The organism is Pseudomonas sp. URMO17WK12:I11, assembly GCF_007677725.1.
Taxonomy (GTDB): Bacteria; Pseudomonadota; Gammaproteobacteria; order Pseudomonadales; family Pseudomonadaceae; genus Aquipseudomonas.
Window position 1 is genome coordinate 218,991 of sequence record NZ_VEDF01000007.1, and the last position, 12,074, is coordinate 231,064.

The following is a 12,074-nucleotide window of genomic DNA, read 5'->3' on the forward strand; positions in this document are numbered from 1 at the left end:
CCGATCAGGTCGCGATTGGCGCAATGAAAAAGGCCGCTCCGGGAGGAGCGGCCTTTGTTTATGCCGGGGCATGGGGAGATCGTGCGATCACAGCCCTTGCAGCAGATCGGACATGTCGTCGGCGTGCTCTTCTTCCTGGGCCAGGATGTCTTCGAAGATACGGCGAGTGGTCGGGTCCTTGTCACCGATGTACTGGATGATTTCGCGGTAGCTGTCGATGGCGATGCGCTCGGCGACCAGGTCTTCCAGGACCATTTCCTTCAGCGAATTGCCCGCCACGTACTGGGCGTGGGAGTTCTTGGTCAGGTTGTCCGGGTTGAAATCTGGCTCGCCGCCCAATTGCACGATGCGCTCGGCGAGCTTGTCGGCGTGCTCGGCTTCCTGGGTAGCGTGCTCGAGGAATTCATCAGCCGCCGCCTTGGCCTTGATGCCGCTGGCCATGAAGTAGTGGCGCTTGTAACGCAGGACGCAGACCAGTTCGGTGGCCAGCGACTCGTTCAGCAGGCGAATGATCTGCTCGCGGTCGGCATGGTAGCCCTCGGTCACCGCGCCTTGCTCGACGTGCTCGCGGGCACGCTGGCGAAGGGTTTGCACATCGGTCAGTTCAACGTTGCTCATGGTTATCTCCAAAGGAATCCGGGCGGGTGGTCACGGTGTACGGGAGGCTCAGGCGCCGTGGGCGGCCTTGCTGTCCTCTTCTCGTTGTTTACAGGTCTTGAAGCCCTTGGCATCGACATGGCCGGTGGCGTCGAAGCGCACGTAGTACGGCTGCTGGTGGCCATCGCGGTTGAGGATGTAGTCATTGCAGGTGCCGCCATTGGGCAGGTCGATGACGTTCGACGGGCTGCCGCCAATGGCGATGACTTTTTGCATGGTCATGCCGTTTTCGACCTGCTTGACCAGGGGTTCGTCGCGGTAGGTCACGTAATCGACCGGATTCTCCGGACGGCTGCCGCAGGCGGCCAGGGTCGCGCTTGCCAGGAGAATTGCCAGGGTCTGTTTGTACATGGTCCAGCTCCTTGCTAAGGGTATGTGCAAGTTGGAACCTCGCTTCGCTTCAGGAGTTCGATTGCGATAGCCATTTGCCCCAGGGTGGGGTTACCCGATCATCTAGAAAAAAAGAGGCTTGCCCATGCAACCGTTGGCGACGCGTTACCCGTTGGTGCTGGTGCCGGGGATGCTGGGCTTCGTCCGGCTGGTGCTCTATCCGTACTGGTTCGGCATCGTGCCGGCCCTGCGCAAAGGTGGCGCACAGGTATTTGCGGTGCAGGTCTCGCCCTTGCACAGCAACGAGGTGCGTGGGGAGCAATTGCTGGCGATCATCGAAGACATCTGCCGGCGCACCGGCGCGCCGAAGGTCAACCTCATCGGTCACAGCCAAGGCGCCCTCAACGCACGCTTCGCTGCGGCGCGGCGGCCAGATCGCGTGGCGTCGGTGACCTCGGTGGCCGGGCCGAACCATGGCTCGGAGCTGGCCGATTACCTGGAGCGCAACGCTCCCGGCGATTCGGCGCAGGGTCGGGTGCTCAGGGCCGTGCTGCACGGCCTGGCTTTCTTGATGGGCAAGCTGGAGACGGGCTGGCGCCGCGAGCCGCTGCCCATCGACGTGCACGCCTCCCACCAGTCGCTGACCAGTGCCGGCGTGGCCCTGTTCAACCAGGCTTACCCACAGGGCCTGCCTGACAGCTGGGGCGGCGAGGGCGCTTATGAAGTCGACGGCGTGCGCTACTACTCCTGGTCCGGCACCGTGCAGCCCGGCCTGACCGACCAAGGGCGCAATCGCTTCGATGGCAGCAGCTATTTCTGCCGGCTGTTCGCGCGCTGTTTCGCCAAGGAGAAAGGCCAATGCGATGGCATGGTCGGGCGCTTCAGCTCGCACCTGGGCCAGGTCATCGGTGACGACTATCCGCTCGATCACCTGGACATCGTCAACCAGTCCCTGGGCGCGGTGGGCAAGGGCGCCGAGCCGCTGCGGCTGTTCACCGAACATGCCGCGCGGCTCAAGGCCGCTGGGCTCTAGCTACGCACCGGGGTGGTCCAGCGCTCGGCCAGGATCACTCCCAGCAGGGTCAGCAGGCCACCGATCAGGTGGTAACTGGCCAGGCGTTCGTCCAGCACCGAGGCGGCGATCAGCGCGGTGACCACCGGCAGCAGGTTGAAGAACAGCGTGGTACGGCTTGGCCCCAGGCGCTGCACCGCCTGCATCCACACCAGCGGCGCGATCATCGAGGCCAGCACGCAGGCGTACAGCACCAGGCCGAGGTTGTGGCCGTTCAGCCCGGTCTTGTCCGACAGCATGAACAGCGGCAGGAGCACCACGATGGCCACCAGCACCTGCAGGTACAGCAGTTGCAACGGCGGCAGACGCAACTGCCACTTCTTCAGCAAGAAGCTGTACAGCGCGTAGGCCAAGGTGGCAATCAGCATCAGCAGATCGCCCACGTTCAGGCCCTGCTGCAACAAGGTGACCGGCGCGCCCGCCGACACCACCTCGAGCACGCCGATGAACGACACCATGGCGCCGGCCAGGGCGCCGTAGGTCAGGCGTTGCCCCAGCCAGGCGATGGACAGGGCCAGCGACATCAGCGGCATCAGCGACAGGATGATGCCCATGTTGGTAGCGCTGGTGATGCCGGCGGCGAAGTAGGCAAGGCTCTGGTACACGGCCATGCCGAGCACACCCAGCACTGCCACCTTGCCCAGGTGCGGCCGTATCGCCGCGCGGTTGCGCCACACGCCAGGCAGCAGGAACGGAGTGAACAGCACACCGGCCAGCAGCCAGCGGTAGAAGCCGATTTCGGCGGGAAAGATGGCGCCGGCGGCCATCTTGGTGACCACGGTATTACCGGCCCAGATGAGGATGGCGAACAGGGGAAACGCGTAATTCATGCAGCAACAGGCTCGTCGGTTCGGCGCGCAGGCCTTGGCCGGTCATTATGCGCGGGGCGCTGGCCGAGCGGGATGTAAAAAATCTTGTCTACACTCAGGGCCATGTCCGTGCATCGGGCGCGGCGCCCAGGAGACCACTCCATGAAGATGCTGCATGTGCCATTGCTGGCGCTCGCTGTGCTATTCAGCGCACAGGGTTTTGCCGCCAATACCGCGCAACAGGAAAAGATGAAAACCTGTAATGCCGATGCCACCGCCCAGGCGCTCAAGGGCGATGAGCGCAAGGCGTTCATGAGCACGTGCCTGAAGAAGCAAGTGCCGCAAACCCAGCAGGAGAAAATGAAGACCTGCAATGCCGACGCCACTGGCCAGTCGCTCAAAGGTGACGCACGCAAAGCCTTCATGAGCGACTGCCTGAAGAAGAAGTGACCTGTGCCTATGCCTGTGCCTTGAAGGCTGGCAGACTGCGGGCATTCCCGCCGTCTGCCGTCGAGGCTGTATGACTTTCACCCCCCGCCAGATCACCCTTGCCAGCCTGGTCATCGTCATGGCCGGGCTGTTGCTGGCCCTGCCCTTGAAGTTGTTGCCGAGCCTGCTGGCCGGCCTGTTGGTGTTCGAACTGGTCAACATGCTCACCCCGCGCCTGCAACCGCTGATTGCCGGGCAGCGTGCACGCTGGCTCGCGGTCGCGCTGCTGGGCACCCTGGTGGTGTGCGCCTTGACCCTGCTGATCGCCGGCGCATTCAGCTTCCTGCTGCACGAGGCAGAGAATCCAGGCGCCTCGCTGGACAAGTTCATGGCCCTGGTCGAGCGCGCGCGCAGTCAGTTACCGCCGTTCATCGAAGCCTACCTGCCGGCCAGTGCCGCTGAGTTCAAGGTGGCCATCGGCGATTGGCTCAAGAGTCACCTGAGCGAGCTTCAGCTGGTGGGCAAGGGCATGGCGCACATGTTCGTGACCCTGCTGATCGGCATGATCCTCGGTGCGATCATCGCCTTGCAGCGCATCCCCGATATTTCCCGACGCAAGCCATTGGCGGCCGCCTTGTTCGAGCGTCTGAGCCTGCTGGTCCAGGCGTTTCGCAACATCGTCTTCGCGCAGATCAAGATCTCGATGCTCAACACGATGTTCACCGGCATCTTCCTGGCTGTGGTGCTGCCCCTGTTCGGCGTGCACCTGCCGTTGACCAAGACACTGATCGTGCTGACCTTCCTGCTCGGCCTGCTGCCGGTGATCGGCAACCTGATGTCCAACACACTGATCACCATCGTCGGCCTGTCGCTGTCGATCTGGGTGGCGGCGGCGGCGCTGGGGTACCTGATCGTCATCCACAAGGTCGAATACTTTCTCAACGCGCGGATCGTCGGTGGCCAGATCAGGGCCAAGGCCTGGGAGCTGCTGCTGGCGATGCTGGTGTTCGAGGCGGCGTTCGGCTTGCCGGGCGTAGTGGCTGGGCCGGTCTACTATGCCTATCTGAAAAGCGAGCTGCGCCGGGCTGAACTGGTCTGAGTACCTGCCTGGGCGCGGTGGCGCGGCGCCCAGGCAGGTGACGGTCAGGCGGCGCCGTAGCGCTTGCGTGCTTCGATGGCCAGGCCGCTGCCGATGCTGCCGAAGATGTTGCCTTCCACATGTCGGGCATTGGGCAGCATCGCCGAGACGCTGTTGCGCAGCGCTGGAATACCGCTCGAGCCGCCGGTGAAGAACACCGTATCGACCTGGCTTGCGTGTACACCGGCCTTGCCCAGCAGTTCGGTGACGCTGCCACGCACCCGCTCCAGCAGACCGTCGATCGCTTCTTCGAACAACGCACGGGTCAATTCGACGCTCAGCTCCCGCTCGACCCGGCCCAGATCGATGCGGCGGCTGGGCTGTTCGGTCAGCTCGATCTTGCTGGCTTCGACTTCCATCGCCAGCCAGTGCCCGGCACGCTCTTCGATCAGCTTGAACAGCCGGTCGATGCCCAGGGTGTCTTCGATGTCGTAGCGCATGCTGTTCAGGGCCAGTTGCGATTTCTGCGCATACAAGGCGTTGATGGTGTGCCAGGTCGCCAGGTTCAGGTGATAGCTGGTGGGCATCAGCGCGCCGCTTTTCATCCGGCTGCCGTAACCGAACAGCGGCATCACGCCCTGCAGGCTGAGCTGTTTGTCGAAATCGGTACCGCCGATATGCACGCCACCGGTGGCGAGGATGTCGCTCTGGCGCTCGGCCACCTGGTGGCGCTCGGGGGAAAGACGAATCAAGGTGAAGTCGGAGGTACCGCCGCCGATATCGACGATCAGCACCAGCTCTTCACGGCTGATGCCTGACTCGTAGTCGAACGCTGCGGCAATCGGCTCGTACTGGAACGACACGTCCTTGAAGCCGATCTTGCGCGCCACCTCGGCCAGGGTGTCCTCGGCTTCCTGGTCGGCGGCGGGGTCTTCGTCGACGAAGAATACCGGGCGGCCCAGCACCACCTGATCGAACTCACGCCCGGCGCAGTGTTCGGCACGTTTCTTGAGCTCGCCGATGAACATGCCCAGCAGGTCCTTGAACGGCAGCGCACTGCCCAGCACGCTGGTGTCGTGCTTGATCAGCTTGGAGCCCAGCAGGCTCTTGAGCGAGCGCATCAGGCGGCCTTCGTAGCCTTCGAGGTATTCGTGCAGGGCCAGGCGACCATACACCGGTCGGCGTTCCTCTATATTGAAGAACACTACCGAGGGCAGGGTGATCTTGCCGTCTTCCAGGGCGATCAGCGATTCGACGCCCGGGCGATGCCAGCCAACGGTCGAGTTGGAGGTGCCGAAGTCGATGCCAAGGGCACGGGCCGGGGATACGTCAGACATGGGAACAGGCTTCCGGAGGCAAAACGGCCGCGCAGTGTATGCCAGCTGGCTAGAGAATCAAGACCGATCGTCTGCGTTGCAGCGACCCCAAGCGAACCTTGAAAGGCTATGCTTGGCCCCTATCTTCAGATGCAACACGCACATTCACACTGGTGATCCATAGATGGACTTCAAAGACTACTACAAGATACTCGGCGTAGAGCCCACGGCGGACGAGAAGGCGATCAAGGCCGCGTACCGCAAGCTGGCGCGCAAGTATCACCCTGACGTCAGCAAGGAGCGCGACGCTGAGGACAAGTTCAAGGAGGCCAACGAGGCCTACGAAGTGCTGGGTGATGCCCAAAAGCGCGCCGAATTCGACGAAATCCGCAAGTACGGCGGCCAGCACGGTCGGCCGTTCCAGGCGCCGCCTGGCTGGCAGAGCCGTGGCGGTGACCCGGGCGGTGGCTTCGAAGGCGGCGATTTTTCCGATTTCTTCAGCTCGATCTTCGGCGCGCGTGGCGGCAACCCGTTCGGTGGCGCACGGCAACAACAACGCAGTGCCGGCAGGCGAGGGCAGGACGTGGAATTGGAATTGGCGATCTTTCTTGAAGAAACCCTGAGCAAGGAGTCCAAGCAGATCAGCTTCCAGGTGCCACAGAGCAACGCTGCCGGCCAGCGCACCGGCTTTACCACCAAGACCCTGAACGTGAAGATTCCAGCCGGGGTCACCGATGGCGAGCGGATTCGCCTCAAGGGCCAGGGTGCACCGGGCAGTGGCGGGGGCGCCAATGGCGACCTGTACCTGACCATCCGCCTGGCACCGCACCCGCTGTTCGACGTCGAAGGCCATGACTTGATCATTACCGTGCCGCTGGCGCCCTGGGAAGCGGCGCTGGGCACCAAGGTGGCGGTGCCGACCCTGACCGGCAAGATCAACCTCACCATCCGCCCTGACAGCCAGAGCGGCCAGCGCCTGCGCGTGCCGGGCATGGGCCTGGCGAACAAGCGCGGCGAGCGCGGCAACCTGTACGCGCAGCTGAAGGTGGTCATGCCACCGGCGTCCGATGAGTCTACCCGCGAGTTGTGGACCCAGCTTTCCGAGAAAGCAGCGTTCAATCCGAGGACACAATGGAGTAAGTGATCATGAGCAGCACCCTGATCGTTCAACTGGACATGCGAACCCTGTGTCAGGAGGCCGACATCTCGGCCGACTGCGTGATCGAAATCGTCGAGCACGGCATTGTCGAACCTTCCGGGCGAACGCCCGAGGACTGGTTGTTCGACGATCAGGCGCCGCTGCTGGCCAAGCGGGCGGCGAAGCTGCGCAAGGAGCTGGAGCTGGAATGGGAGGGCGTGGCCCTGGCGCTGGAACTGTTGCAGGAGGTGCGCCAGTTGCGCACCGAAAACAGCATGTTGAAGCAGCGGCTGGGTCGGTTCATCCAGATGTAGGGCGCTTTGCCTGTGCAGATGCGACTGTGGGAGCAACTGTCTTGCTCAATCATCAAACCCAAAGCGATGTGCTTGTAGGAGCGGCCTTGTGTCGTGAAGGGCGTGCGTAGCGCCCCCAGGATTTCAGCTTCATAGCTGGAATTGCTGGGGCCGCTGTGCGATCCTTTCGCGACACAAGGCCGCTTCCGCAGGCAGGTCCTGAGGTTATTTCTCCAGCTTTTCAGCGGGGTTCAGCCCCCGGGTTCAACACCAGTTGCATGAAGGTCAGGTCCAGCCAGCGACCGAACTTCACCCCCACCTGCGGCATTTGCCCGGTCACCGCGAAGCCGAGCTGCTCATGAAGGCGGACCGAGGCGGCATTGCCGCTCTCGATGGCGGCGACCATCACATGCTTGCCGCAGGCGCGGGCGCGCTCGATCAGCGCTTTCATCAGCAACGGCCCCAGCCCCTTGCCACGCTGGTCGGCGCGCACGTACACCGAATGCTCCACGGTCAGGCGAAAGCCTTCGAACGGTCGCCAATCGCCAAACGACGCATAGCCCAGCACGCCGCTTTCATCCACGGCGACCAGGATCGGATAACCCTGCTGTGCCCTGGCCTCGAACCACGCCTGGCGGTTGTCCAGGTCTACCGGGGTTTGGTTCCAGATCGCCGTGGTATGGCGCACGGCGTCGTTGTAGATCTCCAGGATGCCTGGCAAGTCAGTGACCAGGGCGTCGCGAATCGAATGGTGCATGACAGCTTCTCGCAGGTTCGTGGCGTGCAGATTAAATGGTTACCAGCCCGCGTACACCTTCGGCGTGCATGTCGGCGCCGCGCCCGCGCTGGATCATCTCGCCGCGCGCCATTACCAGGTACTGGTCGGCGAGCGCTTCGGCAAAATCGTAGAACTGCTCGACCAACAGGATGGCCATGTCGCCACGTTCCGCCAGGCGGCGGATGACCGCGCCGATTTCCTTGATCACCGAAGGCTGAATACCCTCGGTAGGCTCGTCGAGGATCAGCAAGCGTGGACGACTTGCCAGGGCGCGGCCGATGGCCAACTGTTGCTGCTGACCGCCAGACAGATCGCCGCCGCGGCGCTGTTTCATCTGCTCCAGCACTGGAAACAGCTCGTAGATGAACGCCGGTACGTCGCGCGCCTCTCGAGCTGGAAAACGCGACAACCCCATCAGCAGGTTTTCCTCGACGCTCAGGCGCGCGAAGATCTCCCGGCCCTGGGGCACGTAGGCAATGCCCGCCTGCACCCGTTGCTGTGGCTTGAGCGTGGTGATCGGCTTGCCTTCCCACGTCACGCTGCCTTCGCGGGCAGGGATCAGGCCCATCAGGCAGCGCAGCAGGGTGGTCTTGCCCACCCCGTTACGCCCCAGCAGGCACGTGACCTCGCCGACCTTGGCCTCGAAGGACAAGCCGCGCAGGATGTGGCTGCCACCGTAGTACTGGTGCAAGGTGTCGATCTGTAGCATGTGAATGTTCCTCAAAGCGTTGCATTGCCTGGGATCAACGGCCCAGATACACCTCGACCACGCGCTCATCGGCCTGCACCTGGTCCAGCGAGCCCTCGGCCAGCACACTGCCCTGGTGCAGCACGGTGACATGGTCGGCGATGCTGCCGACAAAACCCATGTCGTGCTCGACCACCATCAACGAATGCTTGCCCGCCAGGCCTTTGAACAGTTCGGCGGTGAACTCGGTTTCGGCGTCGGTCATGCCGGCCACCGGTTCATCGAGCAGCAACAGCTGCGGCTCCTGCACCAGCAGCATGCCGATCTCCAGAAACTGCTTCTGCCCGTGGGACAACAACCCGGCGCTGCGTTGCGCCATCGGCAGCAGGCGCAGGGTGCCCAGCACCTGCTCGATACGGTCGCGTTGCTCGCCAGTGAGCCGAGCCGTCAGGCTCGCCCACACCGATTTGTCGGCCTTCAACGCGAGCTCCAGGTTCTCGAACACCGTCAAGGCTTCGAATACCGTGGGCTTCTGGAACTTGCGGCCGATCCCGGCCTGGGCGATCTGGTATTCGCTCATGCGGGTCAAGTCGAGGGTTTCGCCGAAGAACGCGCTGCCACCGTCGGGACGCGTCTTGCCGGTGATCACGTCCATCAGCGTGGTCTTGCCAGCGCCGTTGGGGCCGATGATGCAGCGCAGCTCACCCACGCCGATGTAGAGGTTCAAGCCGTTCAGGGCTTTGAAGCCGTCGAAGCTGACGCTGATGTCTTCAAGGCTCAGCACCGTGCCGTGGCGGGTGTCCAGGCCCGCCTGGCGGCGCTGGCCGAGGCCAATCGCCTCGCGCCCGCTGCCCACTTGGTCGAACACCGGTTCAAGCATGAATTCAGGGTGTACCGGGGGCACGCCTCTCATGGCTGGCTCCTTTTCTTCAGCAGGCCGACCACACCCTTGGGCAGGTAAAGGGTGACGACGATGAACAACGCACCGAGGAAGAACAGCCAGAACTCGGGGAACGCCACAGTGAACCAGCTCTTCATGCCATTGACCAGGCCGGCGCCAAGCAGCGGCCCGATCAAGCTGCCGCGCCCGCCCAGAGCCACCCACACAGCGGCTTCGATGGAGTTGGTTGGCGACATCTCACTGGGGTTGATGATGCCCACCTGGGGTACGTACAGCGCGCCGGCCAGGCCGCACAAAACGGCGCTGAGCACCCAGACCAGCAGCTTGAAGCCGCGCGGGTCGTAGCCGCAGAACATCAGGCGGTTTTCCGCATCGCGCACGGCCGTGAGCAGGCGGCCGACCTTGCTCCGGGTCAGGCGCCAGCACAGGTACAGGCTGGCCAGCAGCAGGCCGACCGTCAGCAGGAACAGCACCGCCCGGGTGCCCTGCGCGGTAATGTCGAAGCCGAGGATGGTCCGGAAGTTGGTGAAACCGTTATTGCCGCCAAAGCCCGTTTCGTTGCGGAAGAACAGCAGCATGCCGGCGAAGGTCAGGGCCTGGGTCATGATCGAGAAATACACGCCCTTGATCCGTGAACGGAAGGCGAACCAGCCGAACACCAGCGCCAGCAGCCCCGGTGCCAGCACCACCAGGCACAGCGCCCAGGCAAAGTGCTGGGTACCGGCCCAGTACCAGGGCAGCTCGGTCCAGGACAGGAAGGTCATGAAGCCTGGCAGGCCGTCACCGGCGGCCTGGCGCATCAGGTACATGCCCATGGCGTAGCCGCCCAGGGCGAAGAACAGGCCGTGACCGAGCGACAGCAGGCCGGCATAGCCCCAGACCAGGTCCAGGGCCAGGGCGACGATGGCGTAGCACAGGATCTTGCCGACCAGTGTCAGGGTGTAGGCCGAGACCTGCAGCGCGTGGTTCGCCGGCAGCAGCGCCAGCAGTGGCAGGGCCAGCAGCAGCAGGACCACGGCGGCCCCGACGGCCAGGGTCAGGCGCGGCCCGGCTTTTTGCGTAGCGGTGACAAGCAGTGGCTGGTTCATCAGTCGATTACCCGTCCCTTGAGGGCGAACAGGCCTTGCGGACGTTTCTGGATGAACAGAATGATCAGCGCAAGGATGAGGATCTTGCCGAGTACGGCGCCGATCTGCGGCTCCAGCAGCTTGTTGGCGATGCCCAGGCCGAAGGCCGCCCACAGGCTGCCGGCCAGCTGCCCGACGCCGCCGAGCACCACGACCAGGAACGAGTCGATGATGTAGCTCTGCCCCAGGTCCGGGCCGACATTGCCGACCTGGCTCAGGGCCACGCCGCCCAGCCCGGCGATCCCGGAGCCGAGGCCGAAGGCGAGCATGTCCACGCGCCCCGTCGAGACTCCGCAGCACGCCGCCATGTTGCGGTTCTGAGTCACCGCACGCACGTTCAGCCCCAGCCGCGTGCGGTTGAGCAACAGCCAGGTCAGCAGCACCACCGCCAGGGCGAAGCCGATGATCACCAGGCGGTTGTACGGCAGCACCAGGTTGGGCAGCACCTGAATGCCGCCTGAGAGCCACGCCGGATTACTGACTTCGACGTTCTGCGCGCCGAACAGCAGGCGAATGGCCTGGATCAGGATCAGGCTGATGCCCCACGTGGCGAGCAAGGTTTCCAGCGGGCGGCCGTACAGGTGGCGGATCACCAAGCGCTCCAGCGCCATGCCGACCCCGGTACTGACCAGGAAGGCCACCGGCAGCGCGATCAGCGGGTAGAACTCAATGGCCCCAGGTGCGTAGCGCTGCAGCAGCACCTGGACCATGTAGGTGCTGTAGGCGCCGAGCATGAGCATCTCGCCATGGGCCATGTTGATCACCCCGAGCAGGCCGAAGGTGATGGCCAGGCCCAGCGCTGCCAGCAGCAGGATCGAACCCAGCGACAAGCCGCTGAAGGCCTGGCCCAGCAGTTCGCCCACCAGCAGCTTGCGCTGCACTTGGGCCAGGCTGGTTTCGGCCGCGGTGCGCACGCCTGGGTCGCTTTCGACGTCCGGCTGCAGCAGGGCTTGCAAGCGCGTGCGGGCCAGCGGATCGCCGGTTTCGCCAAGCAGGCGTACGGCGGCCAGGCGCACGGCCGGTTCACTGGCGCCCAGTTGCAGATTGGCCAGCGCCAGACCGAGCGCGGCGTGCACCGCGCCATTCTGCTCAGCGGCGTAGCGCCGATCGAGGAAGGCCATCTGCGCCGGCTGCGCACTTTTTTGCAGCTGCATGGCAGCGGCCAGGCGCATGTCGGCGTCAGCACTGAGCAACTGGTGGCTGGCCAAGGCGTTGTCGATCAGGCCGCGCAAGCGGTTGGTCAAACGCAGCTTGCGCGTGTCGTCGGCAGCGATGCGGCCCTGGCGCAGGTTATCCAGCAAGGGCAGGCGCGCAACATCGGGCTGGGCTGCCCAGCTTTCAAGCAGACGGGCCTGCTCGGCGGGCTTGGCGCTGAGGAACAATTCCCCCTCGCTGGCGTGGGAGGCCAGAGGCCAGAGCAGCAGGAAGGTGAGCAGGAGTCTGAGCATAAGGGCAATC

Annotated in this window: 14 protein-coding genes; 5 read left to right on the plus strand and 9 right to left on the minus strand. The window is 64.0% G+C overall.

The window, feature by feature from the left end:
- Positions 1–87 precede the first annotated feature (87 nt).
- Together FS665_RS15395 and osmE are read right to left on the minus strand one after the other, a co-directional pair.
- Positions 88–618 (minus strand): bacterioferritin, encoded by a 531-nt coding sequence (locus FS665_RS15395; protein WP_145190061.1) that lies wholly within the window; start codon positions 616–618, stop codon positions 88–90.
- A gap of 48 nt (positions 619–666) precedes the next feature.
- On the minus strand, positions 667–1,008 hold the full coding sequence (gene osmE / locus FS665_RS15400; protein WP_145190064.1) for an osmotically-inducible lipoprotein OsmE: 342 nt from the start codon (positions 1,006–1,008) through the stop codon (positions 667–669).
- A 124-nt stretch (positions 1,009–1,132) separates the two neighbouring features.
- Between osmE and FS665_RS15405 the strand changes: the two genes are divergently transcribed.
- The gene (locus FS665_RS15405; protein ID WP_145190067.1) at positions 1,133–2,020 is read left to right on the plus strand and encodes a triacylglycerol lipase; all 888 of its coding nucleotides are present in this window, start codon (positions 1,133–1,135) and stop codon (positions 2,018–2,020) included.
- Here the strand turns inward: FS665_RS15405 and FS665_RS15410 are convergent.
- A complete protein-coding gene (locus tag FS665_RS15410) occupies positions 2,017–2,889 on the minus strand; it encodes a DMT family transporter (RefSeq protein ID WP_145190070.1) in 873 nt (290 codons plus the stop codon). The two genes, FS665_RS15405 and FS665_RS15410, sit on opposite strands and share 4 nt — an antisense overlap.
- 141 nt (positions 2,890–3,030) lie before the next feature.
- On the opposite strand from FS665_RS15410, the gene FS665_RS15415 reads away from it, so the two are divergent.
- Both FS665_RS15415 and FS665_RS15420 read left to right on the plus strand, forming a co-directional pair.
- Positions 3,031–3,318: a PsiF family protein gene (locus FS665_RS15415; RefSeq protein ID WP_145190073.1), complete on the plus strand. Its 288-nt coding sequence runs from the start codon at positions 3,031–3,033 to the stop codon at positions 3,316–3,318.
- A 70-nt stretch (positions 3,319–3,388) separates the two neighbouring features.
- Positions 3,389–4,396 (plus strand): AI-2E family transporter, encoded by a 1,008-nt coding sequence (locus FS665_RS15420; protein WP_145190076.1) that lies wholly within the window; start codon positions 3,389–3,391, stop codon positions 4,394–4,396.
- A gap of 44 nt (positions 4,397–4,440) precedes the next feature.
- Here the strand turns inward: FS665_RS15420 and FS665_RS15425 are convergent, their stop codons facing one another.
- Positions 4,441–5,712 (minus strand): Hsp70 family protein, encoded by a 1,272-nt coding sequence (locus tag FS665_RS15425; protein WP_145190079.1) that lies wholly within the window; start codon positions 5,710–5,712, stop codon positions 4,441–4,443.
- 163 nt (positions 5,713–5,875) lie between these two features.
- On the opposite strand from FS665_RS15425, the gene cbpA reads away from it, so the two are divergent.
- Both cbpA and FS665_RS15435 read left to right on the plus strand, forming a co-directional pair.
- Positions 5,876–6,835 (plus strand): curved DNA-binding protein, encoded by a 960-nt coding sequence (cbpA, locus tag FS665_RS15430; protein ID WP_145190082.1) that lies wholly within the window; start codon positions 5,876–5,878, stop codon positions 6,833–6,835.
- 2 nt (positions 6,836–6,837) lie between these two features.
- Positions 6,838–7,143, plus strand: a complete 306-nt coding sequence (locus tag FS665_RS15435; RefSeq protein ID WP_145190084.1) for a chaperone modulator CbpM — start codon at positions 6,838–6,840, stop codon at positions 7,141–7,143.
- A 220-nt stretch (positions 7,144–7,363) separates the two neighbouring features.
- Here the strand turns inward: FS665_RS15435 and FS665_RS15440 are convergent, their stop codons facing one another.
- Genes FS665_RS15440 through urtB form a run of 5 tightly spaced genes read right to left on the minus strand, consistent with a single transcriptional unit; the run spans position 7,364 to position 12,064 of the window.
- Positions 7,364–7,879 (minus strand): GNAT family N-acetyltransferase, encoded by a 516-nt coding sequence (locus FS665_RS15440; protein ID WP_145190087.1) that lies wholly within the window; start codon positions 7,877–7,879, stop codon positions 7,364–7,366.
- Positions 7,880–7,910: 31 nt separating this feature from the next.
- Positions 7,911–8,609 (minus strand): urea ABC transporter ATP-binding subunit UrtE, encoded by a 699-nt coding sequence (gene urtE / locus FS665_RS15445; RefSeq protein WP_145190090.1) that lies wholly within the window; start codon positions 8,607–8,609, stop codon positions 7,911–7,913.
- 34 nt (positions 8,610–8,643) lie between these two features.
- Positions 8,644–9,501: an urea ABC transporter ATP-binding protein UrtD gene (gene urtD / locus FS665_RS15450; protein ID WP_145190093.1), complete on the minus strand. Its 858-nt coding sequence runs from the start codon at positions 9,499–9,501 to the stop codon at positions 8,644–8,646.
- Positions 9,498–10,577 carry an urea ABC transporter permease subunit UrtC gene (gene urtC / locus FS665_RS15455; protein ID WP_145190096.1) on the minus strand — a complete coding sequence of 360 codons (1,080 nt, stop codon included), beginning with the start codon at positions 10,575–10,577 and terminating at the stop codon, positions 9,498–9,500. Before urtC ends, urtD begins: the two co-directional genes overlap by 4 nt.
- On the minus strand, positions 10,577–12,064 hold the full coding sequence (gene urtB / locus FS665_RS15460) for an urea ABC transporter permease subunit UrtB (RefSeq protein WP_145190099.1): 1,488 nt from the start codon (positions 12,062–12,064) through the stop codon (positions 10,577–10,579). Before urtB ends, urtC begins: the two co-directional genes overlap by 1 nt.
- Positions 12,065–12,074: the final 10 nt, after the last annotated feature.

What these genes read in the sequence shown, in the direction of transcription:
- FS665_RS15395 (WP_145190061.1), bottom strand. Translation starts at nt 618, where the DNA reads ATGAGCAACGTTGAACTGACCGATGTGCAAACCCTTCGCCAGCGTGCC.
- osmE (WP_145190064.1), bottom strand. Translation starts at nt 1,008, where the DNA reads ATGTACAAACAGACCCTGGCAATTCTCCTGGCAAGCGCGACCCTGGCC.
- FS665_RS15405 (WP_145190067.1), top strand. Translation starts at nt 1,133, where the DNA reads ATGCAACCGTTGGCGACGCGTTACCCGTTGGTGCTGGTGCCGGGGATG.
- FS665_RS15410 (WP_145190070.1), bottom strand. Translation starts at nt 2,889, where the DNA reads ATGAATTACGCGTTTCCCCTGTTCGCCATCCTCATCTGGGCCGGTAAT.
- FS665_RS15415 (WP_145190073.1), top strand. Translation starts at nt 3,031, where the DNA reads ATGAAGATGCTGCATGTGCCATTGCTGGCGCTCGCTGTGCTATTCAGC.
- FS665_RS15420 (WP_145190076.1), top strand. Translation starts at nt 3,389, where the DNA reads ATGACTTTCACCCCCCGCCAGATCACCCTTGCCAGCCTGGTCATCGTC.
- FS665_RS15425 (WP_145190079.1), bottom strand. Translation starts at nt 5,712, where the DNA reads ATGTCTGACGTATCCCCGGCCCGTGCCCTTGGCATCGACTTCGGCACC.
- cbpA (WP_145190082.1), top strand. Translation starts at nt 5,876, where the DNA reads ATGGACTTCAAAGACTACTACAAGATACTCGGCGTAGAGCCCACGGCG.
- FS665_RS15435 (WP_145190084.1), top strand. Translation starts at nt 6,838, where the DNA reads ATGAGCAGCACCCTGATCGTTCAACTGGACATGCGAACCCTGTGTCAG.
- FS665_RS15440 (WP_145190087.1), bottom strand. Translation starts at nt 7,879, where the DNA reads ATGCACCATTCGATTCGCGACGCCCTGGTCACTGACTTGCCAGGCATC.
- urtE (WP_145190090.1), bottom strand. Translation starts at nt 8,609, where the DNA reads ATGCTACAGATCGACACCTTGCACCAGTACTACGGTGGCAGCCACATC.
- urtD (WP_145190093.1), bottom strand. Translation starts at nt 9,501, where the DNA reads ATGAGAGGCGTGCCCCCGGTACACCCTGAATTCATGCTTGAACCGGTG.
- urtC (WP_145190096.1), bottom strand. Translation starts at nt 10,577, where the DNA reads ATGAACCAGCCACTGCTTGTCACCGCTACGCAAAAAGCCGGGCCGCGC.
- urtB (WP_145190099.1), bottom strand. Translation starts at nt 12,064, where the DNA reads ATGCTCAGACTCCTGCTCACCTTCCTGCTGCTCTGGCCTCTGGCCTCC.